This is a genomic window from Spirillospora sp. NPDC046719 (assembly GCF_040645715.1).
In the GTDB taxonomy this organism is placed as follows: domain Bacteria; phylum Actinomycetota; class Actinomycetes; order Streptosporangiales; family Streptosporangiaceae; genus Spirillospora.
Genome location: NZ_JBEYYT010000046.1, coordinates 1 through 23,406, shown reverse-complemented (window position 1 = coordinate 23,406; position 23,406 = coordinate 1). Strand labels below are relative to the sequence as shown.

At 72.3% G+C, this 23,406-nt stretch carries 23 protein-coding genes and 1 tRNA gene; 15 read left to right on the top strand and 9 right to left on the bottom strand.

Annotated features, from left to right (window positions below; all coding sequences use genetic code 11):
• Positions 1-10: 10 nt before the first annotated feature.
• Positions 11-1,690, top strand: coding sequence for a bis-aminopropyl spermidine synthase family protein (locus ABZ914_RS11370; RefSeq protein ID WP_500192896.1), 1,680 nt, complete (start codon positions 11-13; stop codon positions 1,688-1,690).
• Between the two features lie 13 nt (positions 1,691-1,703).
• Here ABZ914_RS11370 and ABZ914_RS11365 read toward each other — a convergent pair whose 3' ends face one another.
• Together ABZ914_RS11365 and ABZ914_RS11360 are read right to left on the bottom strand one after the other, a co-directional pair.
• On the bottom strand, positions 1,704-2,450 hold the full coding sequence (locus tag ABZ914_RS11365; RefSeq protein ID WP_500192895.1) for an SDR family NAD(P)-dependent oxidoreductase: 747 nt from the start codon (positions 2,448-2,450) through the stop codon (positions 1,704-1,706).
• A complete protein-coding gene (locus ABZ914_RS11360; protein ID WP_500192894.1) occupies positions 2,450-3,145 on the bottom strand; it encodes an SDR family NAD(P)-dependent oxidoreductase in 696 nt (231 codons plus the stop codon). Before ABZ914_RS11360 ends, ABZ914_RS11365 begins: the two co-directional genes overlap by 1 nt.
• A 173-nt stretch (positions 3,146-3,318) precedes the next feature.
• Between ABZ914_RS11360 and ABZ914_RS11355 the strand changes: the two genes are divergently transcribed.
• A complete protein-coding gene (locus tag ABZ914_RS11355) occupies positions 3,319-4,371 on the top strand; it encodes a PucR family transcriptional regulator (protein WP_500192893.1) in 1,053 nt (350 codons plus the stop codon).
• Between the two features lie 12 nt (positions 4,372-4,383).
• Here the strand turns inward: ABZ914_RS11355 and ABZ914_RS11350 are convergent, their stop codons facing one another.
• Positions 4,384-5,631, bottom strand: coding sequence for an MFS transporter (locus tag ABZ914_RS11350; protein ID WP_500192892.1), 1,248 nt, complete (start codon positions 5,629-5,631; stop codon positions 4,384-4,386).
• Positions 5,632-5,747: 116 nt separating this feature from the next.
• Positions 5,748-6,437 (bottom strand): enoyl-CoA hydratase-related protein, encoded by a 690-nt coding sequence (locus tag ABZ914_RS11345; protein ID WP_500192891.1) that lies wholly within the window; start codon positions 6,435-6,437, stop codon positions 5,748-5,750.
• Between the two features lie 54 nt (positions 6,438-6,491).
• Between ABZ914_RS11345 and ABZ914_RS11340 the strand changes: the two genes are divergently transcribed.
• Positions 6,492-7,085: a TetR/AcrR family transcriptional regulator gene (locus ABZ914_RS11340; protein WP_500192890.1), complete on the top strand. Its 594-nt coding sequence runs from the start codon at positions 6,492-6,494 to the stop codon at positions 7,083-7,085.
• Here ABZ914_RS11340 and ABZ914_RS11335 read toward each other — a convergent pair.
• From ABZ914_RS11335 to ABZ914_RS11325, 3 genes are all read right to left on the bottom strand, one after another.
• The gene (locus ABZ914_RS11335; protein ID WP_500192889.1) at positions 7,074-9,224 is read right to left on the bottom strand and encodes an MMPL family transporter; all 2,151 of its coding nucleotides are present in this window, start codon (positions 9,222-9,224) and stop codon (positions 7,074-7,076) included. The genes ABZ914_RS11340 and ABZ914_RS11335 overlap by 12 nt on opposite strands.
• Positions 9,225-9,354: 130 nt before the next feature.
• On the bottom strand, positions 9,355-9,843 hold the full coding sequence (locus tag ABZ914_RS11330; protein ID WP_500192888.1) for a hypothetical protein: 489 nt from the start codon (positions 9,841-9,843) through the stop codon (positions 9,355-9,357).
• A gap of 6 nt (positions 9,844-9,849) precedes the next feature.
• On the bottom strand, positions 9,850-10,644 hold the full coding sequence (locus ABZ914_RS11325) for an ArsR/SmtB family transcription factor (RefSeq protein WP_500192887.1): 795 nt from the start codon (positions 10,642-10,644) through the stop codon (positions 9,850-9,852).
• A 208-nt stretch (positions 10,645-10,852) separates the two neighbouring features.
• Here ABZ914_RS11325 and ABZ914_RS11320 point away from each other — a divergent pair, with 208 nt between their 5' ends.
• The 5 genes from ABZ914_RS11320 (at position 10,853) to ABZ914_RS11300 (ending at position 15,379) form a co-directional block, all read left to right on the top strand.
• The gene (locus tag ABZ914_RS11320; protein WP_500192886.1) at positions 10,853-11,329 is read left to right on the top strand and encodes a hypothetical protein; all 477 of its coding nucleotides are present in this window, start codon (positions 10,853-10,855) and stop codon (positions 11,327-11,329) included.
• 86 nt (positions 11,330-11,415) lie between these two features.
• Entirely contained in the window at positions 11,416-12,021 is a 606-nt protein-coding gene (locus ABZ914_RS11315; protein ID WP_500192885.1) for a carbonic anhydrase, read from the top strand.
• A gap of 658 nt (positions 12,022-12,679) precedes the next feature.
• Positions 12,680-12,889, top strand: a complete 210-nt coding sequence (locus ABZ914_RS11310; RefSeq protein ID WP_500192884.1) for a DUF6247 family protein — start codon at positions 12,680-12,682, stop codon at positions 12,887-12,889.
• Between the two features lie 620 nt (positions 12,890-13,509).
• On the top strand, positions 13,510-14,523 hold the full coding sequence (locus ABZ914_RS11305) for an HNH endonuclease (protein ID WP_500192883.1): 1,014 nt from the start codon (positions 13,510-13,512) through the stop codon (positions 14,521-14,523).
• 367 nt (positions 14,524-14,890) lie between these two features.
• A complete protein-coding gene (locus ABZ914_RS11300) occupies positions 14,891-15,379 on the top strand; it encodes a GNAT family N-acetyltransferase (protein WP_500192882.1) in 489 nt (162 codons plus the stop codon).
• Between the two features lie 472 nt (positions 15,380-15,851).
• Here the strand turns inward: ABZ914_RS11300 and ABZ914_RS11295 are convergent, their stop codons facing one another.
• Together ABZ914_RS11295 and ABZ914_RS11290 are read right to left on the bottom strand one after the other, a co-directional pair.
• Positions 15,852-16,274, bottom strand: a complete 423-nt coding sequence (locus tag ABZ914_RS11295) for a hypothetical protein (RefSeq protein WP_500192881.1) — start codon at positions 16,272-16,274, stop codon at positions 15,852-15,854.
• A 240-nt stretch (positions 16,275-16,514) separates the two neighbouring features.
• Positions 16,515-16,586: transfer RNA gene (locus tag ABZ914_RS11290), tRNA-Arg, on the bottom strand.
• 129 nt (positions 16,587-16,715) lie between these two features.
• On the opposite strand from ABZ914_RS11290, the gene ABZ914_RS11285 reads away from it, so the two are divergent.
• The 7 genes from ABZ914_RS11285 to ABZ914_RS11255 all read left to right on the top strand — a co-directional run.
• Positions 16,716-17,078: a response regulator transcription factor gene (locus tag ABZ914_RS11285; protein WP_190862106.1), complete on the top strand. Its 363-nt coding sequence runs from the start codon at positions 16,716-16,718 to the stop codon at positions 17,076-17,078.
• 21 nt (positions 17,079-17,099) lie between these two features.
• Positions 17,100-17,795: a DALR anticodon-binding domain-containing protein gene (locus tag ABZ914_RS11280; protein ID WP_500192880.1), complete on the top strand. Its 696-nt coding sequence runs from the start codon at positions 17,100-17,102 to the stop codon at positions 17,793-17,795.
• Entirely contained in the window at positions 17,792-19,189 is a 1,398-nt protein-coding gene (lysA, locus tag ABZ914_RS11275; protein WP_500192878.1) for a diaminopimelate decarboxylase, read from the top strand. The genes ABZ914_RS11280 and lysA overlap by 4 nt, the downstream gene beginning before the upstream one ends.
• Positions 19,186-20,520, top strand: coding sequence for a homoserine dehydrogenase (locus ABZ914_RS11270; protein ID WP_500192877.1), 1,335 nt, complete (start codon positions 19,186-19,188; stop codon positions 20,518-20,520). The genes lysA and ABZ914_RS11270 overlap by 4 nt, the downstream gene beginning before the upstream one ends.
• Before the next feature lie 53 nt (positions 20,521-20,573).
• On the top strand, positions 20,574-21,641 hold the full coding sequence (gene thrC / locus ABZ914_RS11265) for a threonine synthase (RefSeq protein ID WP_190862044.1): 1,068 nt from the start codon (positions 20,574-20,576) through the stop codon (positions 21,639-21,641).
• Entirely contained in the window at positions 21,641-22,594 is a 954-nt protein-coding gene (gene thrB, locus ABZ914_RS11260; protein WP_387032410.1) for a homoserine kinase, read from the top strand. Before thrC ends, thrB begins: the two co-directional genes overlap by 1 nt.
• Positions 22,595-23,062: 468 nt before the next feature.
• On the top strand, positions 23,063-23,406 hold a 344-nt coding region (locus ABZ914_RS11255), incomplete at its 3' end, for a Rho termination factor N-terminal domain-containing protein (RefSeq protein WP_500192876.1).

Genomic DNA, 23,406 nt, shown 5'->3' with positions numbered 1-23,406 from the left:
AGGCCCGCACATGACAGATGGCGACCCGGCGAGCCCGGCTACGGAGGCCGTCCGCGAGCTGCGGGCCGGGTTCGGGATCGACGCGCGGCGCGTCGACCGGATCGGGCTGCTGCTCGCCGACGGCGGGTTCCACACGGTCGAGGAGGCCGTGTCGCGGACGGGCACGTCGCGGCGGACGGTCGAGGCGGTGTTCCGAGCGCTCGGGGCGCATCTGGAGGCCGAGGGGGACGGGCGGCGGATCGCGGAGCGGTACGTCGGCGAGTACCGCGAGCTGTTCGGGGAGCAGGTGGACGTCCCGGATCCGTGGGCGGAGCGGGTCCGCCGCGATCCCGCGTCTCTCGCGGTGATGGACGCGCTGGTCGGCGCGGCGCCGCCTCCCGTGCAGGCGCTGGACCATGTGCCGGCGACCGCGGAGACCGTGTTGAAGCGGGCCCGGTTCATGCTGGACGGCTTCGACCTGCGCGGCGCGCACGTGCTGTGCGTCGGTGATCATGATCTGACCTCGCTCGGCCTGTTCGCCGCGGGCGGCGCTGAGGGCCTGCGGGTGAGCGTGGCCGACATCGACGAGCGGCTGCTGGCGTTCATCGACGGCGAGGCGTCGCGACGGGGCTGGGACGTCCGCTGCTACGCCGCCGACCTGCGGCTCGGCCTTCCGGCGTCGCTGCGGGAGTCGTCCCAGCTCGTGTTCACCGATCCGCCGTACACGCCGGAGGGCGTGGGGTTGTTCGTCGCCCGGGGCCTGGAGGGGCTCGGGGACCAGCGCAACGGGCGGGTGCTGGTCGCGTACGGGTACGGGGAGCAGCAGCCGGCGCTCGGGCTGGCCGTGCAGAAGGCGCTGAACCCGCTGCATCTGGCGTACGAGGCGATGCTGCCGGGCTTCAACCGGTATGTGGGGGCGCAGGCGATCGGCAGCACGGCCGCCCTGTACGTGCTGCGTCCCACGAAGCGGACCGCCGGGGCCGTCCGCGCCGCGGCCGAGGATCCGCGCGCCGCGATGTACACGCACGGCGCCCAGTCGGTGGAGGCGGGCACCGGTGCCCTGGACGACGCGGCGGCCGCGCGCGTCGTCGAGCTCGCCTCGGCCGAGGATCCGCTGCTGGTCGGGGACGGCTGGCCCGCGAAGGCCGCCGGGCGCCGCGTCCCGCTGCGCGAGTTCATGGCGGCTCCGCTGCCGCGCGGGCTCCAGGGCCACGGCACGGTGCTGGTCAACCTGTATCCGGGGTTCGGGGCGTCGGCGGTCCGGGCGCTGCTGGCCGCCAACGCGCCGCGCGTCGGGCTCGTCTGCCGCAATGACCTGTCGTTCCTGCGGGACGCGGAGGGGCAGCGCGAGTTCCGGCGGCTGGTCGGCCCCGGGTACCGGGTCGAGCGCATGCTGCGCGGTACCCCGTCGTCCGGCATGGCGCTCGTCCTGGCCGAGCGGAACGACCATCCGGCGGACGCCGCCGAGCGGGTCCTCGCCTACATTCACGCGCGCGCGCACGGCAAGGTCGGCAACGGCTGGCGCGAGGGCCTCATCGCGCTCCGGAAGGCGGACGGGCGGACGCTCACGAAGGCCGAGAGCCGCCGGGCCATCGAGTCGGTCGCCGACCGTCCGGCCCTGCTGGAGCGGTCGCTGATCGACCTCCCGGTGCACCTGCTCGACGTCCTGGAGGCGCAGGTCCGCCGCTCCGTCGAGGCCCTCCCGGACTGACCGGCGCGCCGGCTCACGCGCGGGTGCGCGTCGTGCCGCCGTTGACGTGCAGGATCTGGCCGACGAGCGCGGGCAGCCGGTCGTCGGCCAGGAACGCGATCGCCGCGGCGATCTCCTCCGGGGCGGCGATCCGGCCGAGCGGCACCCGCGCCGCGTACCGGGCCCGGATCTCCTCGCCGGTGACGCCCGCGGCCGCCGCGTCCACCTCCATCAGCCCGGTGCCGATGATGCTGGGCGCGATCGCGTTGACGGCGATGCCGAGCGGGGCGAGCTCGCGGCCGAGCGACTTGGCGAGCGCGATGATCCCCGCCTTGGCCGCCGAGTGCGCCGTCGCGTCGGGCCGTCCGGTCACGCCCCATTCGGAGGAGACGAGGACCATCCGGCCGCCGCCGCGCTCCACCATCCCGGGCAGGACGGCCTGCGCGCACGCGAACGTCCCGCCGAGGCTGACGTCCACGACCCGCCACCAGTCGTCGAGGTCGTGCTCGGCGAACGGGGCGAGGGTGGTGTGCGCGGCGTTCGCGACGAGGATCCCGATGTGGTCGCCGGTTCGGCGCTCGATGTGCTCGACCATGTCGCGGACGGCGTCGGGGTCGGACACGTCGGCGGGCGCGGCGATGCCGTCCAGCTCGGCGGCGAGCTCGCCGACGGGACGGTCCGGGCGGTCGTTCAGCGCGACGAGGTGCCCCTGCGCCGCCAGCCGCCGCGCGACGGCGGCGCCGAGGCCGCCGCCGGCGCCGGTGACCAGCGCGAGGGTCATCAGATCACCGCCCCGGCGTTGGGGGACAGGACCTCGCCGGCGCAGAACGTCCCGTCCTCCACCAGGTACGCCGCGGCGAGCGCGATCTCCTCCGCGGACGCCAGCCGGCCCGTCGGCAGGGCCTGGACGAAGGCGGGGCGGCGCCAGGGCGAGTCGGGCGGCAGCAGCGGTGTGTCGGTCGGGCCCGGCGCGACCGCGTTCACCCGCACGCCGGACGGCGCGAGCTCCGCCGCCAGCGACCGGACCAGCCCGATCACCGCGCCCTTCGCCGCCGCGTAGTGCGCCTCCGCGTCGCCGCCGCCCAGCGCGAGGCCCGCCGCGACGCCGACGACGGCGCCGTGCCCGCGCTCCGCCATCCCGGGCGTCACCGCCCGGCACACGTTCACCAGCCCGCCCAGATGGACCCGGAGCATGCGGGTCCAGTCCGCCCAGGCGATGTCGGACACCGGGACGATCGCGTAGTGCCCCGCCGCGCACAGCGCCGCCTCGATCGGGCCCATCTCCCGCTCGATCCGGCGGACGACCGCGGTGACCTGGTCGGGGTCGGCGACGTCCACCCCGGCCGTGTAGGCGGCGTCGGGGGCCGGGCCCAGGTCGAGCGCGGCCGTCGTCCAGCCGCGTCCCGCCAGCTCGCGCACCATCGCGCCGCCGATCCCGCCGGCCGCCCCGGTCACGAGCGCGACTCGCTCACGCATGCGCACTCCCCATCTCCTGAGCACCCAGGCAAACCCGGCATTAGCCCAGGTGGCAAGGGTCATGGCCGATTCTTGGCCAAATGCACTGCCGGACGCGGGGCTTGCCGTGACCTTCGCCGGAAGGTGGCGCCCGGCCCGTCCGCCCCGCCGGGGCGGGGTGAGAAGGTGACGGTGTGACCAGCGATCCCGCGATGCCGCGCCTCACCGTCCGGCACCTCCTGGAGGTCCCGCGCTTCCGGCTGCGGCTGGTCGCCGGGTCCGCCGGGCTGGACCGGCCGATCCGCTCCGCGCACTCGACCGAGCTGCTCGATCCCGCCCCCTATCTGCGGGGACACGAGGTCGTCCTGACGGTCGGGGCGGCCCTGCGGGACGCGGACGCGTGCGCCGCGTTCGCGACGTCGGTGAAGGCGGGACGCGCCGGCGCGATCGCCTACGGCGTCGGCGACGTCACCGAGGCCGTCCCGGACGCGCTCCGCCGGCACTGCGAGCGGCTCGGGCTGCCGCTGGTCGAGGTCCCGGACGGGGTCCCGTTCCTCGGCTTCTCCGAGTGGTTCGCCGAGCGGCTCGCGTCCACCCGCGAGGAGTGGGACGAGCGGGAGGAGACCGGCCGGCTGCTGTACGAGATCCAGCACGGGCTGGCGTCGCCGGAGACGCTGTGCGCGCGGGTCGAGGAGGCGGGGCTCGACCCGGACCTGCTGGTCGCGGTCGCGATGCCGGCCGCGGACGCGCCCGAGGCGTCCGGCGCGCCCGGCGTCCTCGGCCTGGACGACGACGTCGCGCTCATGATCACGGGGGACGAGTACGCGGGGACGGACGTGGCCGGCATCGGCACCCCCGGCCCCCTCCGGGACCTGCCGCGGTCGCTGGCGGAGGCGCGGGCCGCGCTGGACGCGGCGCGCCGCACCGGCGGCGTCGTGCACGCCTCCGGCCTCGCCACGTTCCGGGCGCTGCTCGGACGGCTGGACCCGGAGCAGATCGCCCCGTTCGCCGACCAGATCGCCCGTCCGCTCGCCGACTACGACGAGGCGCACGGCGGGCGGCTCGTCGAGACGCTGCGCGCCTTCCTCGACCGGGGCGGCGCGGTCGGCGCGACGGCGCGCGCGCTGTCCCTGCACCCCAGCACGCTGCGCCACCGGCTGTCCCGGATCCAGGCGCTGACGGGCCGCGACCCCCTCGACTTCGAGGACCGCGCCGCCCTGGCGATCGCCATCTGGACGTCGCGCTGACGACCCGCCACCTCAGCACCGCCCCAGGTCAGGTGGCCGCAGCGGCTTCGGGGGCCGGGCGGGGTCCGCTCGCGCGCGCCGCCGCTCCGCCCAGCGGACGGCCGCCGGCGCGGCCAGGCCCGTGGCGGCGAACAGCGCTCCCACCACGTACCACCCGGGACGCCCCCACGTGATGCAGAGCGCGATGAGCAGCCCCGGCCCGACCGCCTCGGCCAGCCCGGCGCCCAGGCCGAACACGCCCAGGTACTGGCCGGTGGCGTGGTCGGGCGCGAGGGCGAACGACACCTCGAAGCCGCCCGCCGCGTGCCACAGCTCGCCGACCGTGTGGACCACGACCCCGGACATGAGCAGCAGCGCCGCCGTCCACGCCGGGACGCCCGCGGCGAGCGCGATCAGCGAGCAGGACAGCAGGAAGGCCGCTCCCGACCGGCGGTAGGCGTTCCCGCCCGCGGCGGGGGAGCCGATGCGGCGGCTGGCCCGCACCTGAAAGGCGATGACGATGAGGGTGTTGGCGACCATGGCCCCGGAGACGAGCCAGCGCGGCGCGTCCGTGGCCCCGACCAGCCAGAGCGGGAGCGCCACGGTGAGCACCTTGAACTGGACGGCCATGACGCCGTCGAGCGCGGTGAGGAGGAGGTAGGGCCGGTCCCGCAGGGCGATCCAGCGGGGCCCGCGCGCGGCGGGCGCGGGCGCCACCGGTGGCAGGAGGATCAGGACCGCCGCGGACGCCGTGAAGGCGACCGCGTTCCCGATGACGAGAAGGCGGTAGGCGGGCAGGGTGCCGACCTGGACGGCCCAGCCCGCCAGCAGCGCGCCGAGGGAGATCCCGACGTTGGTCAGCGCGCGCAGGACGGCACGGAACTCCTGCGGCCGGTCCCCGCCGTAATGCCTGATCAGCGGGCTGCGGGCGGCCAGCCCCGCGGCCTTGGCACCGGTCGCGGCGCCGACCGCGAGGACGAACGGCCAGAAGGCGTCCGCCAGCAGGAACGCGGCCGTCGCCGCCGCCTGGACGACGAGGGAGGCCGCGTAGACGCCGCGCGCTCCGCGGGTGTCGGCGAGGTGGCCGGCGGCGATGCCGAGGCCGAGCGAGACGAGGCCGGTGAGGCTGAGGCCGAGCCCCACCTGACCCGCCGGGAGATGGACGGCCTGGGTGAAGTACAGGACTCCGGCGGTCAGGTAGAGGCCGCTGCCGACGGTGTAGACGAAGTTCGACGCCGCGATGACGCGCTGCGGTCCGGTGGCCGGCACCAGTGGGGGCATGGCGGGGGCTCCGCTCCCGGGAGACAGAGGGCTTATTGCAAGCTATTCGCAATAAGCGTCGGCATGCAAGCAGCCCGGCATTTGCGAACCCCTGGAACCCCTGGCGCCCCGGAGCGTCACGACCCGAGGGCCAGGCGCGCTTCGTTCCCGGCCGCTTCGTCCTCCGGCAAGGCCCACTGTTCCAGGACGGAGCGGCGCGCGGCGTTCCGCGCCTCGACCGGCAGGCGCGCCACCGCGCCGGCCAGTTCCAGGGCCTGCTCCAGCGCCCGGCCGGGCTCGGCCAGCCGGTCGACGAGGCCGTAGGCGAGGGCCTCGTCGGCGGGGACGCGCCGCGCGGTCAGGAGGATGTCGAGCGCCCGGCCTTGGCCGACGAGGCGGGGGAGGCGCACGGTCGCCCCGTCCAGGCACGGCAGGCCGCGGGCCAGGTTGAGGGTGCCGAACTCGGCGGTCGTGGACGCGACCCGCAGGTCGGCCCAGAGGGCGAGCTCGAAGCCGCCGCCGAAGCAGTAGCCCTCGACGGCGGCGATCACTGGCTTGGCCGGGGGCGTGCGGGTGACGCGCATGGGCGGCGGGCCGTCCGGGGTGGGGACGGGGAAGTCGCCCGCCGCCATGGCCTTGAGGTCGTTGCCCGCGCAGAAGGCGCCGCCGGCGCCGGTGAGGACGATGGCGCGGACCTCCTCGTCGCGTTCGGCGCCGCCGACGGCGTCGGCGAGCGCCTCGGCCATGGGGCCGTCGACGGCGTTGCGGCGGTCGGGGCGGTCGAGGGTGATCAGGTGGACGTCGCCGTGGCGCGCGGTGCGGATCATGCCGAGCGATACTAGATAGATCGATCTAGCGAGAGCAAGGGCTAGGCTGCCGGCATGGGTTCCGACACGCGGGCGCGGCTGCTGGAGGCGGCGGCGCGACTGTTCCGCGAGCAGGGGTACGCGGCGACCGGGCTGAAGCAGGTCACCGCGGAGGCGGAGGCGCCCTGGGGCTCGCTCTACCACTTCTTCCCCGGCGGGAAGGAGCAGCTCGGCATCGAGACCGTCGGCCATTCGGGCGCGCGCTACCTGCGGCTCTTCGAGATCGTCTACGAGCGGGCCGAGGGAGGCGCGGACGAGGCCGTCCGCGACATGTTCCGGCTCAGCGCCGAAGCCCTGGAGACGTCGGGATGGGCCGACGGCTGCCCGATCGCCACCGTCGCGCTGGAGGCGGCCACCACCAGCGAGCCGCTGCGCCACGCCTGCGCGGACGTGTTCGCCGGCTGGCGCGCCGCGACGGCGCGGCGCTTCGCGTCCGAGGGCATCGAACCCGCGGACGACCTGGCGACCTACGTCTTCGCCGCGTTCGAGGGAGCCCTCATCCTGAGCCGCACCGGCCACGACACCGCCCCGTTGCGGGTGACCGCCGGCATCGTCGCCGAGACGATCCGCCGGCACGGCCCGCGAAGCGGGAACGCGTCAGGCGTGTAGGCGGGGGAGCAGGCGGTCCAGGCGGCGCGGGATCCACCAGTTCGATCCGCCCATCAGGAACATGAGCGAGGGCACCAGCACGAGCCGGATGACGGTCGCGTCGAGGATGACGCTGAAGGCCAGGCCCAGCGCCAGCATCTTCACCACGACGGTGGGTGACGCGGTGAACGACAGGAACACCACCGTCATGATGAGGGCGGCGCTGGAGATGACCCGGCCGGTGACGGCCAGCCCGCCGGCCACGGCGCGGGTGTTGTCCCGGGTCTCGCGCCACCCGGCCGCCATCCGCGACAGCAGGAAGATCTCGTAGTCCATCGACAGGCCGAAGACGATCGCGAACATCATCATCGGCACGTAGGACTCGATCGGCACCCCCTTGGGAAGGCCCAGCACCGCGTCCCCCCACCCCCACTGGAAGACCGCGACGAGCGCGCCCCACGACGCGGCGGTGGTGAGCAGGTTCAGCGCGACGGCCTTGAGCGGGATCACCAGGCTGCGGAAGACGGCCATCAGCAGCAGGTACGCCAGGACCAGCACGATCCCGATGATGATCGGCAGGCGCCGCGCGACGGTGTCGCGGAAGTCGAGCTGCGCGGCCTTGCTGCCGGTGAGGTAGGCCTTCGCGCCGGTGCCGCGCAGGGCGCCGGGCAGCGTCCGGTCGGTCAGCGTGCGGAACAGGTCGGACGTCGCCGAAGTCTGAGGCCCCGTGGTGGGCGTGACGGTGGAGACGAGGAGCGCGCCGTCCGGGCTCGGCTGCGGCTGGGTGGCGCCGGCGACCCCGTGCGTCCCCTGGAGCGCGCGCGAGAGATCGGCGCTGATCTGGCTCGCCGGGACGGTCGCGTGCCGGACGTCCGTGACGACGGTGAACGGGCCGTTCGCGCCCGGCCCGAACCCGGGACCGCCGGCGCCGGCGATCCAGTCGTAGGCGTGGCGGGTGGCGCTACCGGACGGGTCGGCGCCCGCGTCGACATGCCCGAGGCGCATGGAGAACACCGGCACCGCGCACACGACGGGCAGCAGGAGGCCGGCGACGAGGAACGTCCACGGGCGGTTTTCGATCACCGCGGCGTACCGGCGCCAGGCGTCGCGGCCGCGGGAGGACTCCGCGACGGGGGCGCGGACCGAGAGCCGGTCGATGCGGCGGCCCGTCAGCCCGAGCGCGGCCGGGACGAGGGTCATCGCCGCGGCGGCGCTGATCAGGACGGCGATCGTCGCGGCCAGGCCGAGCTTCCCGATGAACGACAGGCCGCTGGCGTAGAGGCTGAGCAGCGCCACGGCGACGGTGAGCGCCGCGACCGCGACGGCGTGGCCGCTGGAGCCCGCGGTCCGTCCGGCGGCCTCGACCGGCGGGCGGCCGTCGATGAGGTCCTGGCGGAACCGGGTGGTCAGGAACAGCGCGTAGTCGATGCCGACGCCGAGCCCGAGCATGGTCGCGAGGGTCGGCGCGGCGGTCGCGAAGGTGATGACGCCCGCGACGACGCCGACCACGCCCGTCCCCACGGCCACCGCGATCAGGGCGGTGACCAGCGGTGTCACGGCCGCTCCGACGCTGGCGAACGCGAGGAGCAGGATGACCAGCGCGGCGCCGATGCCGACGAGCTCGCTCGCGAGGTCGTTCGCGGGCGGCCGGACGATCTGGGTGAAGTCCCCGCCGTACCCGACCCCGACGCCCGCGTCACGGGCCGGGGCGGTCGCGTCGTCGAGGTGCCTCGTGTACCCGTGGCCGAGTTTCTTCAGCGGCTCGTCGAACGCCGCGGTGGCCGATTCCGTCCGGCCGTCGGTGCTGGTCAGCGGGGTGGAGAGACCGGTGACGTGCGGCAGCGCGCGCAGGTCGTCGAGGCTCTGGTCGACCGCCTGCCGGTGCGCCGCCACGGTGCCGGTGCCGACGTGGAACACCACGACCCCGCTGGGCCGGCCGGCGGCGGGGTCGGACGCGGCGAGCAGGCCGGCGCCGGTGTCGGACCGGGTGCCGGGCAGGCTGACCTGGTCGCTGAAGACGGGGGCGACGGCCTTGCGGCCGCCGAGCGCGGCCACCAGCAGGACGAGCCACGCGGCGAGCACCCAGCCGGGGTGGCGGGCGCAGAACGAGCCAAGGCGGGCCAGGCCGGCGGGGCGGCGGCCGGGCGCGATGGACGACACACGATCTCCCAGCGACGTCGGGACTGGCAGAACCGTATGGTCGGGGCGCCCCGCCACCGGTCCGCCGACCTGCCGCCGATGGCAAAGCCTTGGTCGAGGACCGTCCCCCGCCGCGCTCGCGGCGCGGCGCTCAGAGGCCCGCGGGCGCGGTGACGAGGGACAACATCTGCCGCGTGTGGCCGGGCAGTTCCGTCTCGGCGAGCCCCGTGAGGAGGTCACGCAGCGGCAGGGGCTGATCGACCAGGCAGGCGCCGTTGGACAGCAGCCGCGTGGGCACGGGCGTGTCGAGTTCCGCGTCGCTCAACGCCGGCCCGCTGAGCGCGCACAGGGCGTCCGCCTGCCGCCGGACGCGGTCGCGGAGCCCGGCGCCGCCGCCCGCGAGCGCGATGACGCGGTCGATGGTCCAGGTGTCGAGCGCGATGCGGTTGTCGTAGGCGGTGTGGACGCCGGACGCGACCGCCGACGCCGCCGCGATCGTGGCCGACGTGATGAGCGAGACGTGCGCCAGGATCTGGTCGGCCGTCCACTCGCCGGGCGGCGGCGCTGCGACCGCCCCGTCCACGGTGACGGCGGCGTCGAGCAGCCCGCGGTAGGCCGCCTCAAGCAGGGTGCTCTCCACGGGACGTCACATCTCCCAGGGAGCCTGCGGAAGGACGTCACCGGTCTCGAGCAGGGACTTGAGGTTCGCCAGCACGGCGGGCCACCCCTGCGAGATCCCGTTCAGCATCTCCTTGTTGGGCAGGTTCTCGTGGGTCACCGTCAGCCGGACGATCTCCTCGTGCGGTTCGACGAGGAACGTGACCACCGACGGCTCCCGCTCCAGCTCGGCGTCCGGACGGTCCTCGAAGGTGATCACGAGACGGGTCGGCGGCTCCGCCTCCAGGACCCGTCCGACGACGTCGACGGCCCCCGAACCGTCCGTGCGCCGGTGCTCCCAGGACGAGCCCGGCTGCCAGTCGGAGACGTTGGCGTGCCCCCAGTAGCGCGCGGTCAGATCGGCGTCGGTCAGCGCGCGCCACACCTGCTCGGCGCTCGCGCGGATGTAGGTGACGTACACGTAGGTCGGCACGGATACGGCCGTCTCGGTCATGGCGTACTCCTCGGCTTGGTTCCGGATGGCGCTGAGCGCTTCCAGCCGCGGCCTGTCGAACTCCGCGATCCAGCGCTGCTCGATCTCGTGGATCGGTGCCGGGTTGAGGTAGTGCAGCCGTTGCCGCCCGCGCCGCACCACGGTCACGAGGCCGGCGTCGACCAGCACGTTCAGGTGCTGCGTCGCCGACTGGCGCGCCATCTCCAGGCGCTCGCACAGCTCGCCCAGCGTCTGCCCGTTGCGCTCCCGCAGCCGGTCGAGCAGCAGCCGCCGGGTCGGATCGGCCAGCGCCTTGAAGGCCGCGTCCATCGCAGTGGCTTCCCGATTCACGCCGCCCATTATGCAGGCATTCACCTGCATAATGTCAATCGCCGGCATCACCCCAGCTCAGAGGGCCCGAGCGCCCAGCGCTGGCCACCGTGGACGGTGACAGCGACGCCTCCCCGGGTTGTTGGTGGTGACTTTGGGTAATGCATGCTCTACGATTAGCTACGCACAGTGATATTCGGTGGCTTGGTACCAGGGTTCCGAGGATCGGATGGACACCAGGATGGCGACCTGCCTCACCCGTACGACACGCCTGCTGGTGCTGGTGCTCGCCCTGCTGCTCACCGGCCACCTTGCCGCCAATCCCGACGGGCACCACGAGACCGCGCGCCTGCCCCTGGCGGGCTCCCAGCTCGAACAGGCCGCACGGTCGGAGACCCTCGCGAAAGCCGTCGCGTCCGTCGCCCAGGCGGCGACCGCCGCCGCCTCCCATGGAGGGAAGGACGCTCACCCCCGCTGGTGCACCGCCGGCCAATGCGAGCGAGGCATCGCACCGCGCCAGCGACTCGTCGGCGAGGCGCCGGCCTCTTCCGGAGCGGCCTTCGGCTGCCATCTCGGCACGGCCGCGTCCGACGCGGGCCTAGAACGCGGGGCAGGGCTCTCGCGCTCATCGCTGGGGAGATGGCATGCCCAGACGCAGGCGGCGCGCTCCTTGACGCCGTCATCGCTGCAGATCTTCCGACTCTGATCAAACGCCACGCGCCCGGGGCCGAGCCCTGCGCGGCGCGACGCCGCCGATGATCCCCCCATTCCATCGACCGTGGGAGACCCGCCATGGAGTCGCTGATCCGGCATGCCCGCACCATCACCCCGCACCCGTCCACGAGCCCGCGTCCCCAGACCGCAAGGAGCACCGCGGCGCCGCAACGACCCGAAGCGCTGTTCATCGCCTGCTCCGACGCCCGCGTCTCTCCGGCCTTCCTCACCGGAGCCCGACCGGGCCAGCTCTTCGAACTGCGCAACGTCGGCAACGTCGTCCCGCCGCACCGGCCCGGCCGCCCCACCGGTGAAGCCGCCACCATCGAGTACGCGGTCTGCGTCCTGGGCGTCACCGACATCGTGGTCTGCGGTCACTCCGACTGCGGAGCCGTCCGCACGCTGAGGCCCGGGGGCCTCTCCATCAGCGCGTTCACCACCTGGTGGTGGCTCACCCGCACCAACCAGCGCCCTCGCCGCCCCGCGGCCCCAACGCCGGCCGATCCCGGGCAGCTCCACCTCCTGGCCCAGCTGGAAAAGCTCCGCCGCTACCCCAAGGTCGCCCGCGGCCTCGCCCACGGCCGCCTGCGCGTCCACGGCTGGTTCTACAACCTCGCCGACGGCCGAGTCCTCGTCGCCCCCACCGACAATTCCCCCTCAACCACCACTTTCGCCCCCCTATGACCCCCAAACCACGCCAAGACCCCCCGTGGACAACCAGGAAGGCGTATGCGCTCTCCCCACGTGCGGGTGACCAAGACGAACGGCTATCCCTCCGAGGGCCACCGCGATGATTCGCACTTGGATTGGCGATTACTGTCGTCGTCATCCAACTGCCCGCCGGCATCTTCATGGTGTTGACGTCGGTTTCGGATCCCGGCGGGAGGGGTCGCAGGAATGCCGCGTTCGCGGCCCGTCGGTAATGCTCAGCGGTCAGCGGGAGTACGGATAGCGGGTAAGCCGCGCCAGTCTGATCGCATGGCGGGCGCGTATCCGTCGGGCGGGAACGCACAGGCATCCCGAGGCGGATTCGTGGAGGCAGTAGTCGGCTGGGAAGACCTGCCTATGGTGGTCATCCCAGCCGACTAAGTGGCCGCCCTCGGCACCAAGGGAGACGCGAGGGCTAGCGCGCTCACGCGTGCTTCGGCAGACCTACTAGGAGGTCCGAAGTTCGGAAGACGGTGAACCGTCTCCCATTCGCTACCGTCGTTGCGCCTGCAGACTTCGAACCTGCGCACGGCCGCTGCGAGCACTTCTCAAGATCACCAGGACCGCTGACCTGCACTAGGACGCCCCACCCCGGCCCTCCTAGGCCCGCCCGTTCCGCAACGGGCACAGGCAGATGGTGGCCATGACCGCCCAGCCGAGGAACGTCTACGACGCGCTCCCACGGTCACACCGGAAGCAGTTTCGGGCCGAGTATGACCAGGCGCTGGACGCTGCACACAACCCGCGCGCTTCGAGTAGGTGCGAACTCTGCTCCAGCAGCGGCCCCTACGAGCCATCGCCTACCAGCGTCCCGGCCACGAAGAGACCGTCCCGGGCGCCATAAAAGGCCGTGAGGGTGCCTTCGTATCAACGATGCACTGTCGCGCGGACTAGGTTCCCGGAATGCTGTCTCGCATGTCTCGACGCATAGCGGTTGTGCTGCTCGGCTGGCTGGGGTTGGTCCTGATGCTGGTCTTGGCACTAACCGGGGACGCGCAGTGGTGGGTGCGGTGCCTGGAGGCCCTCGTCGGGGCAGTCCTCTTGTGGTGCGCATTGGCTCTCTGGCGCCGATGGCTTCGCTGAATGCAGCGGCTCGTCCCCGCGGCGGCCGATAGGGGCGGGCGAGAGGAAGGTGCGCAGTGCCGCGACCTGGTGCAGCCGCCCAGTGACCGGCGCTCACGCCGCATGCCCGCGGCCGATACCGCCGTCCGTGGTGGCCATCCTCAAGGGGCACAAAGAGGAGTTCGGCACGGCCGAGGACGGGTGCCTGTTCCGCAACGAGCGCGGTGGCGCCCTTGGCGCCTCTAGCTACTCGCGCACGTGGGAGGAAGCCCCCGCCAGCTCGCATTCACGCCGCCCAGGACGTATCGCCGCCTGCGAGGGCAGCGAGGTGGGGCGCCTCTCACCTGTCCGACTTGTCGAGCTTGCTGCATTTTGTCGGCCATGCGGCATACGCTCGGCCGCATGGCGCTGGCAGACATCTCCCGTGACGACGTGCTCAAAGCAATCGCCGAGTATCAAGAACTCGGTCGTGAGGAGTTCCTTGCCCGGTACGGCTTCAAAGAGGCGCGTACGTATCTGCTCGTCCATGACGATGCCTTCTATGACTCCAAGGCCATCGCAGGCGTTGCACACCGGTACAGCACTGGTACGGCGCTCGCGGCTGGAGAGTTCTCAGGCGGAGAGAAGCACGCTGTCCGGGTGCTTAACCAGCTCGGCTTTGAAGTCCGCAGCACGCGCAACCCTCCGTGGGCATGGGATGAACTCGTCCTCGCCTGCGACCTCGTTGCTTCCAACGCCTGGCGCTGGCTCAGCTCGACCGACAAGCGCGTGCTTGAGTTGTCTGACCTCCTCCAGCGCTTGCCGATCCATCCGCTCGCCGAGCGTGGAGCCAAGTTCCGCAACCCCAACGGGGTCGCGCGCAAGACGGCCGACCTAGCCACGCAGCACCCCGGTTACAGCGGCAAGCCGACCAAGGGCGGCGCCTTGGATCTCGAAGTCCTACAAGCGTTCCTGGATGACCCGGAGCGTATGAAGGCGTCGGCTGCACTCATCCGCGCAGGCATCGACTCTGGGGCGCTTCTTGATCTGGCCTGGGTAGAGGATCCGGGCGACGAAGATGTCAGTGCCCCGGAGGGGCGTCTCCTCCTACGCAACCACTTCGTTCGGGAGCGAGACAGGAACCTGCGGAAGAAGCGAATCGACCTGGCTCGCAAGGAACACGGCGAACTCGCGTGTGAGGTTTGCGGCTTCAACTTCGAACGCACCTACGGGCCGCGCGGTGCGGACTACATCGAGTGTCACCACGTCGTCCCCCTGCACGTCTCTGGCGAGACGAAGACACACATGAAGGACTTGGCTCTACTGTGCGCCAACTGCCATCGGATGATTCACCGGGCGTCCCCATGGCCGATACCTGAGCAGTTGCGCGCTCTCGTAGTGGAACAGCAGAGCAGCAAGTCCGCCGAAACGCCCTGAACCTGCACGAGAGGCTCTCTCGTGGGTCTCTCGCGGACGGTGCTGGACAGTGAGAACGGGCGGCTACTCAGTTGGACCGAGTACCCGCCCGATTCCATGGTGTCAGTGCTGGTCAACGGCTAGTTTTCGCTGATCGTTTCTGGGTGCCCCCTGCAGGATTCGAACCTGCAGCACACGGCTCCGGAGAGACGCGCGAACATGGTTCTGACCGGCAGGAATGCTGCCGTTGCTGTCGTTTCACAGTTGGCCCCTGGCGCCGCGCTGAGAGTTGATGCTCCGCGAACTCGATCGCGTCGTGAAGACGTCCGGCGTTAGCGTTAGCCGGCCCCGCCACCGCTGGGTCACCGGAGAGCGAGAGGTAGTGCTCATGGCCGACATCACGGTGTCGCTGACCGTCCGCGACCTGACCCACGAGGATCTTCCGTCGTGCGCTTGGTCCGGGTCGGCCACTCACCTGGTGAGCATGGCCAAGGCCCTGGATCGAGCCGCGCGCGGCGAGGTGGACTATCTGGCCGTCTGCCCGCCTTCCGGTCTGCCGGTAGCGGTCGGCGGAGTCGACTACACAGAGAAGCCCGGTGCGGGGACCCTCTGGCAGTTGGCCGTTCACGCGGCGCTGCAGTCGTGCGGGATCGGTACCGTTCTGATTCAGGCTGCAGAGCAGAGGATCCGTGCTCGCGGGCTGGACAGCGCTGAACTCGGCGTCGAAGAGAACAACCCGCGGGCCCGCGCCTTGTATGAGCGGCTCGGCTACGTCGCCTACGGGAGCGCGCCCGACTCGTGGGAGGTGGAGGGCCCGGACGGAACCACCACCCGATACGAAACGATGTGCACGCTGATGCGCAAGCCGCTGCCGTAGTCCGGGGTGGACGGCCGGCGCCTACGAGGCCGCGCTTCGATGAACCGTTGGGCGGTCATGAGTGGTCTACCTGCTTGGTGGAGGCAAGGGGTGGCCGTCCAGCGCGTCGTTCATGCGCTGGAATCAGACGTCGTCGAAGCCGGCGACGACCTTGGCGTAAATCTTCTGCAGCACTTCGGGGGGTCCCGCCCACTCGGCGACCTGAGGGGTCGGGACGCCGGCACACAGGCGCCAGGACACACTGCCGTAGTCGAGGTCGTATGGGCGACCCAGGACGGGTGACTTCTGCTCGTCGGGGCCCAGACTGCTCGAGGGAGCGCGCTGCCAGACGCACGGATGGATGCGGCCCTTGATCGCTAACGTAGAGCCCCGTTTCCGTACCGGGGCTCTCTTGCTAGGGGTGACCTGTGCGGACGCCGCCGGGACGCATCCGTGCAGGGGGTATGCGGGTGTCCTGACTGTTCAGCATTCGTCAGTGGACGCCTTGTGGTTGCTCGATCCCCTGAAGCATGTCGATCCAGCCGTCATGTTGGACGACGATGACGCGGCCCGTGGCCGGGGAGACCACTACCGTGTCGCCGGCTATGAGCGGCTCACCGATCAGGTCGGGATAAGTCGCTGCGAACTCGTCCAAGTGCTCGTCGGCCACGAAGAAGGGGCCCGCGCCGGTGCTGAAGCTGCCATCGGTGATGATGATCAGGAAGCCGCTCACGCGGCGCCGGCAGTACTCCAGGAACGCGGCGGTGACCTCGTCGGGATCGCGGTCGTCGATCGGGAAGCTCCGCCATCGGTTCACGGACAGGCCCGGTATCTGATCTGGCGCGAAGCCGGTCGCGCCTGGAATGACGCGGCTCAGCACCGCGGTGGCCAAGGTCCAGTTCGGGTGACGTCGCACGATCCTGATCTTCCCCGCTTGCCAGACCGCCTCGTTCCGCCGACCCCTGACTGGCGCTTGGTTGCGAGCATCTCACTGATTACTTGGGTGACCTGGGCGGATGGGCTCAATCCCGTTCCGCGTATGTTCCGTGAACGGCGATGAACGGTGGCTTCGGCTGGCACACGGCTGCACATACACGAAACCCCGGAGACCAGTGTTGTGCCTGGTCGACCGGGGTTTTGGCTGATCGTTTCGAGGTGCCCCCTGCAGGATTCGAACCTGCGCACACGGCTCCGGAGGCCGTTGCTCTATCCCCTGAGCTAAGGGGGCCCTTGCGTCGCGGTGCGGCGCGTGTTGAAGGTTACCAGGGTTGGCGGGGTGACGCGTACGTGGACGTTCGCCGTGCGTTCCAGGGTGGAGTCGACTAACTTCAAGGCCGTGACCGAGCCTCTGGGACGCGTGCTGGTCGTCGACGACGACGAGGTGATCCGGCAGCTCATCGCCGTGAACCTGCAACTCGAGGGGTTCGAGGTCTCGACCGCGGTGGACGGTCAGGACTGCCTGGAGAAGGTGGTCGAGGTGCGGCCGGACGTGATCACGCTGGACGTGATGATGCCGCGGCTGGACGGGTGGGTGACGGCGGTCCGGCTCCGGGAGGACCCGGGGACCGCGCACATCCGGGTCGTGATGATCACGGCGCGGGCGCAGGAGCACGACGTCAGGCGCGGGCACGAGATCGGTGTGGACGCCTATGTGACGAAGCCGTTCGACCCGAACCAGTTGATCCAGACGGTGCGGAAACTCGCTGCGGTGTCCAGATAGTGGTCGGATAGTCTCACCAGAGTGACTCCGGCCGAGGTGAGCGATGCCCTGGTGGCGGCGGCGCGCGATGCCGTCGCCGCGGGCGGGCTGGACGTCGCGGTGCCCGACGAGGTGCTCGTCCTCGCCCGCGGCGCCGGGGTCTTCGAGAGCCCCGTGGCGCTGGTGCTGGGGATAGGGCCCGAGGTGATCGCGGCGCGGGTCGGGGGGACCGTCAGTGGGCGCGGGTTCGTGCGGGTCGAGGTTCCGGCGGCGGACGTGGTGGAGGGGATCCTGCGGGATCCCGGTTATGGTCTGGCCCGCGTCCCGCGGTTCGGGTGGGACGATCGGCCGCGGACGTTCGAGAACCCCGGGTTCTCGGTCCGGTACGCGTACGCGCGGGCCTGCTGGGTCGGGCGGTGGGCGCGGGAGCTCGGGGTCGGTGAAGGCGCGCTGGTGGATCCCGCGGACGCGGAGACGCGGCTGGTGGGGGCCCTCGCGGAGGTGCCGGGACGGGCCGCGCAGGCCGAACGGGAAGGCGACGCCAGGCCGCTGGCGTTCTGCTTGGAGAGGGTCGCCGGGGCGTACCACGACGTCCATGAGCGGTGCCCGGCCGTGCCCCTGGGGGACGAGAAACCCGGGGCGGTGCACGCGGGACGCGCCGGACTGGCGCGGGCCGCGCGCGTCGCCCTCGGCAACGGCCTGAAGATGATCGGTGAGACCCCTAGAGAGCGGATATGAGTCGAGTTCACCCTGCCGGGCCCCGGCACGCGGACGTCCTGCCCGAAGACCACCCGGCGGGGCCGGCGGACGACCTGAACGCCCTGGACGCGCACGTGTGGCCGCGCGGCGCGGCCCGTGCGGACGGCGTGCTGACGATCGGCGGCGTCGACGTGCGGGACCTGGCGAAGGAGTACGGGACGCCCCTGTACGTCTATGACGAGGAGGACGTGCGGTCCCGGGCGAGGGAGTACGCGGCGGCGTTCCACGACGGTGACGTGCATTACGCGGGCAAGGCGTTCCTGTGCACGGCGGTGGCGCGGTGGCTGCACGAGGAGGGCCTCGGGCTGGACGTGTGCAGCGGCGGCGAGCTGGCCGTGGCGCTGGCGGCGGGCTTCCCGACGGAGCGGATCACGCTGCACGGCAGCAACAAGGCGTCCTGGGAGCTGGACAAGGCCCTGGAGGTCGGGGTCGGGCGGATCGTGGTCGACTCGTTCGAGGAGATCGCGCGGCTCGGGTACCTGGCGCAGGAGCGGGGCGTCCGGCCGAAGGTGATGGTGCGGGTCACGACGGGTGTCGAGGCGCACACCCACGAGTTCATCGCGACCGCCCACGACGACCAGAAGTTCGGCTTCTCCCGCAGCTCCGGGGCGGCGCTGGAGGCGGTCCGGCGGGTGCTGGCGCTGAAGCAGCTGGAGCTGGTGGGGCTGCACAGTCACATCGGGTCGCAGATCTTCGACGTGGACGGGTTCGAGGTCGCGGCGCACCGGCTGGCGGAGCTGCTGGTGGCGATCCGCGACGAGCACGGGATCGAGCTGCCGGAGCTGGACCTCGGCGGCGGCTACGGGATCGCGTACGTGCCGGGGGAGGAGCCGCACGACCCGAAGTCGATGGCGGACGGCCTCCGGGAGATCGTGGCGCACGAGTGCCGGGCGTACGGGCTGGCGATGCCGCGGCTGACGGTGGAGCCGGGCCGGGCGATCATCGGCCCGGGCGGCGTGACGCTGTACGAGGTCGGCACGGTGAAGGACGTCGAGGGGCTGCGGACGTACGTGTCGGTGGACGGCGGGATGAGCGACAACCTGCGGACCGCCCTGTACGGCGCCGAGTACACCGGCGCGCTCGCCAGCCGGTCGTCCGAGGCGTCCCCCATGCTCAGTAGGCTTGTCGGCAAGCACTGCGAAAGCGGGGACATCGTCGTGCGGGACCTCTGGTTCCCCGAAGATATTGCGGCGGGGGACCTGGTGGCGGTGGCCGCGACCGGTGCGTACTGTCGATCGATGGCCAGTAACTACAACCACGTCCCGAAGCCCGCCGTGGTGGCGGTGAAGGACGGCAGGTCGCGCGTGATCGTCCGCCGGGAGACCGCCGAGGACCTGCTGCGGCTGGATGCGGATGCGGAGGTCGGAGCGTGAAACCCGAACGTGGCCCGCTGCGGGTCGCGCTGCTGGGATGCGGCGTCGTCGGCAGCGAGGTCGTCCGGCTGCTGCGCGAGCAGGCCGACGATCTCGCGGCGCGGGTGGGGACGCCGCTGGAGCTGGCCGGGGTCGCGGTGCGGCGGCCCGAGCGGGTGCGCGCGGGCGTCGACCCGGAGCTGGTCACGACGGACGCGCAGGCGCTGGTCACGCGGGACGACGTGGACATCGTCGTCGAGGTGATCGGCGGGATCGAGCCGGCCCGGACGCTGATCCTGGAGGCGATGAAGACCGGCAAGTCGGTCGTCACCGCGAACAAGGCGCTGCTGGCCGAGGACGGGGCGACGCTGTTCGCCGCGGCCCGCGAGTACGGCGCCGACCTGTACTACGAGGCGTCGGTGGCGGGCGCGATCCCGCTGCTGCGGCCGCTGCGGGAGTCGCTGGTCGGCGACCACGTGCACCGGGTGCTCGGCATCGTCAACGGCACGACGAACTACATCCTCGACCAGATGGACTCCGCCGGGGCCGGGTTCCACGAGGCGCTGGAGGAGGCGCAGGCGCTCGGGTACGCGGAGGCGGACCCGACGGCGGACGTGGAGGGCTTCGACGCGGCGGCGAAGGCGGCGATCCTGGCGCAGCTCGCGTTCCACACCCCCGTGACGGCGGCGGACGTGCACCGCGAGGGCATCACCGAGGTGTCCGCGGCGGACGTCGCGGGCGCCAAGGGCATGGACTGCGTGGTGAAGCTCCTCGCGATCTGCGAGCGCGTCCCCTCGGACGGCGGCGCGGGGGACGGCCGGGACGGCCGGAACGGGCGCGGGGTGTCGGTGCGGGTGTACCCGGCGATGATCCCGCGGACGCATCCGCTGGCGAGCGTCCGCGAGGCCTACAACGCGGTGTTCGTCGAGGCGGAGTCGGCGGGGTCGCTGATGTTCTACGGCGCGGGCGCGGGCGGCGCCCCGACGGCGTCGGCGGTGCTCGGCGACCTGGTCGCGGTGGCGCGCAACGTCGTCGGCGGCACGCCTGGCCCGGTCGAGGTGACGTACGCGAAGCTCCCGGTGCTGCCGATGGGCGAGACCGTCACCCGCTACTACATCCACCTGGACGTGACGGACGAGGCGGGCGTGCTCGCCACCGTCGCGGAGGAGTTCGCCCGGCACGAGGTGTCGATCCAGGCCGTCCGGCAGGTGGGGCTGGGCGAGGAGGCGCAGCTCGTGGTGGTGACGCACCGGGCGCCGGACGCGGCCCTGTCGGCGGTCGTCGAGGGGCTGCGCGGGCTGGACAGCGTCCGCGAGGTCGCCAGCGTCATGCGCGTCGAGGGCGAGGAGTGAGATCCCGGTAGAATCCGGGTCCACATTCGCAGGTCAGCCAAGGAGACACTGACGTGAACGGGAACGCCCGCGTGTGGCGCGGCCTCATCGAGGAATACCGCGACCGGCTTCCGGTGACGGACGCGACGCCCGTGGTGACGCTGCTGGAGGGCGGCACGCCGCTGGTGCCGGCCGTCCGGCTCTCCCAGCTGACCGGCTGCGAGGTGCACCTGAAGGTCGAGGGCCTCAACCCGACCGGTTCGTTCAAGGACCGCGGGATGACGATGGCGATCAGCAAGGCGGCCGAGGACGGCGCCAAGGCGGTCATCTGCGCCTCGACCGGCAACACCTCGGCGTCGGCCGCCGCGTACGCGGTGCGGGCCGGGATGACGTGCGCGGTGCTCGTCCCCAACGGCAAGATCGCGATGGGGAAGCTGGCGCAGGCGCTGGTGCACGGCGCGCGGCTGCTGCAGGTGGACGGCAACTTCGACGACTGCCTGGAGCTGGCCCGCAAGCTGTCCGTCGACTATCCGGTGGCGCTGGTCAACTCGGTCAACAAGTACCGGCTGCAGGGCCAGAAGACCGCCGCGTTCGAGATCGTGGACGCGCTCGGTGACGCGCCGGACGTGCACTGCCTGCCCGTCGGCAACGCCGGCAACATCTCGGCGTACTGGATGGGCTACAAGGAGTACGCCGCCGACGGCGTCGCCACGCGGACGCCCCGCATGCTGGGCTTCCAGGCCAGCGGCGCGGCCCCGTTCGTCAAGGGCGAGCCGGTGCTGAAGCCGCAGACGATCGCGACCGCGATCCGGATCGGCAACCCCGCGTCCTGGCACCTCGCGATCGCCGCGCGCGACGAGTCGGGCGGCGCGATCGACTCGGTCACCGACCGGCAGATCCTCGCCGCCTACCGGCTGCTCGCCCGGGAGGAGGGCGTGTTCGTGGAGCCGGCGTCCGCGGCGAGCGTCGCGGGCCTGCTCCAGGCCGCCGAGCAGGGCGTGGTGAAGCCCGGGACGCGGGTGGTCTGCACGGTGACCGGCAACGGCCTGAAGGACCCCGACTGGGCGATCTCCGGCGCGCCGGCCCCGACCGTCGTCCGCGTCGACGCCCACGAGGCGGCCTCCGCGCTCGGCCTCACCTGATGGGGGCGCCGGAGCGGTCCGTCCTGGTGCGGACGCCGGCGACGAGCGCCAACCTGGGGCCGGGCTTCGACTCGCTCGGCCTCGCGCTGTCGCTGTACGACGACGTCGAGGTGGCGCTGACCGGCGACGGGGTGTCCATCGAGGTGGACGGCGAGGGCGCCGAGGTCGCCGACCGCGGCGAGCGGCACCTGATCGTGAAGGTGCTGCGCCGGACCTTCGACGTGCTGGACGACCTCGCCGCGGCCGGACCCGGCCAACCGGCCGGCCAGCCGAAGGGCATCCGGCTGCGGTGCCGCAACCGCATCCCGCACAGCCGGGGTCTCGGCTCGTCGTCGGCTGCCATCGTCGCGGGGATCGTCGCGGCGCGCGCGCTGCACCCGCACGGCGACCTCATGGACGACGACGCCGCGCTGCGCCTCGCGACCGACATCGAGGGGCATCCCGACAACGTCGCGCCGTGCCTCGCGGGCGGCCTCACGATCGCCTGGACGACCCCGGACGGCGCGCGCCTCGTCCGGCTGGAACCGCAGGTCAGGCAGGTGGTGGCGTTCGTGCCGGAGCAGCGCCTGGCGACCGAGCGGGCCCGCGGGCTGCTGCCCGAGACCGTCCCGCACGCCGACGCCGCCGCCAACGCCGGACGCGCCGCGCTGCTCGTCGCCGCGCTGCGCGACGGCCTCGGCGACGCCGTGCTGCTGGACGCGACGGAGGACCGGCTGCACCAGAATTACCGCGCCCCCGCGATGCCGGAGTCCGCGGAACTCGTCGAACGGCTGCGTTCCGCCGGAGTGCCCGCGGTGATTTCGGGGGCAGGACCGACTGTCCTGGCCTTCACAAACGCATCACGAGTTGATTCGATGGCCGCGCGAGTGGGTAATGGGTGGCACGAACACCCGTTGGACGTCGCGACCCGCGGCGCATGCGTCGTGCCCGGTGAACCCGGCCGCCGGAGCTGACGCGGTGCCAGGGCGGGCCCGGGTGCGGTCCGGGCCGTCGCGGCGCTCCGGCCGGTGCGGGTCCCCGCAAGATCCACCTAGGTAAAATGCGAAGACATCGACCTCTGGGGAATAGCAGTGTGCCCTGGTGATGTTAGGCTGATTGCCGCACCAGATGCCCCGTTCGGGGCAGCGTGCTCGTCAGCCGCGCGTCGCCTGTCCGGCCCTCCGGCCGTGTCGGTCCCGCGTACCAGGCTCCCCGACACCGTGACATTCCGTTGTCAGGCATTCCAGCGAAACTTCGGACGTGGCGGTAGCGGGGACACGTGCGAGCGAACCGTCCCGTCCATCATCTGGCTGTGCCCAGAAAATCGCCGATCCCGGCCCCATCGTGATCAGCGGAGCCCGACTCGGCGCCCCCGCCGGGCCGTATTACCGGGTTGACTGGCCGAACGCCGGCCGACGCCCGCTCCCTGGGAAGGACCCTTAGTGAGCGAATCCAGCGAACTCCTTACGGACGCATCCAGCACTGCACCCGCGGCCGACGCCGCGCAGAACGGCGCGGAGCCCACCGCCCCCCGGCGCCGCCGGAGCGGCACGGGCCTGTCCGCCATGGTGCTGCCCGAGCTCAAGGCGCTCGCGTCCAGCCTCGGCATCACCGGTGTGACCGGGATGCGCAAGAGCCAGCTCATCGCGGCCATCCAGGAGAAGCAGGGCGGCCAGGGGCAGGGCTCGGCGGGCGAGCAGGGAGCCGCTGCCAAGGCCGCCGCCGGGGCCGGCGAGGCCGACGCGGGCAAGGGCGCGCAGGACGCCGGCAAGGCCGAGACGGCCAA

Bases quoted from the DNA above. Each gene is read 5' to 3' on its own strand.
- ABZ914_RS11370 (WP_500192896.1), top strand. From the start codon at position 11: ATGACAGATGGCGACCCGGCGAGCCCGGCTACGGAGGCCGTCCGCGAG.
- ABZ914_RS11365 (WP_500192895.1), bottom strand. From the start codon at position 2,450: ATGACCCTCGCGCTGGTCACCGGCGCCGGCGGCGGCCTCGGCGCCGCC.
- ABZ914_RS11360 (WP_500192894.1), bottom strand. From the start codon at position 3,145: ATGCGTGAGCGAGTCGCGCTCGTGACCGGGGCGGCCGGCGGGATCGGC.
- ABZ914_RS11350 (WP_500192892.1), bottom strand. From the start codon at position 5,631: ATGCCCCCACTGGTGCCGGCCACCGGACCGCAGCGCGTCATCGCGGCG.
- ABZ914_RS11345 (WP_500192891.1), bottom strand. From the start codon at position 6,437: ATGATCCGCACCGCGCGCCACGGCGACGTCCACCTGATCACCCTCGAC.
- ABZ914_RS11340 (WP_500192890.1), top strand. From the start codon at position 6,492: ATGGGTTCCGACACGCGGGCGCGGCTGCTGGAGGCGGCGGCGCGACTG.
- ABZ914_RS11320 (WP_500192886.1), top strand. From the start codon at position 10,853: ATGGACACCAGGATGGCGACCTGCCTCACCCGTACGACACGCCTGCTG.
- ABZ914_RS11315 (WP_500192885.1), top strand. From the start codon at position 11,416: ATGGAGTCGCTGATCCGGCATGCCCGCACCATCACCCCGCACCCGTCC.
- ABZ914_RS11310 (WP_500192884.1), top strand. From the start codon at position 12,680: ATGGTGGCCATGACCGCCCAGCCGAGGAACGTCTACGACGCGCTCCCA.
- ABZ914_RS11305 (WP_500192883.1), top strand. From the start codon at position 13,510: ATGGCGCTGGCAGACATCTCCCGTGACGACGTGCTCAAAGCAATCGCC.
- ABZ914_RS11300 (WP_500192882.1), top strand. From the start codon at position 14,891: ATGGCCGACATCACGGTGTCGCTGACCGTCCGCGACCTGACCCACGAG.
- lysA (WP_500192878.1), top strand. From the start codon at position 17,792: ATGAGTCGAGTTCACCCTGCCGGGCCCCGGCACGCGGACGTCCTGCCC.
- thrB (WP_387032410.1), top strand. From the start codon at position 21,641: ATGGGGGCGCCGGAGCGGTCCGTCCTGGTGCGGACGCCGGCGACGAGC.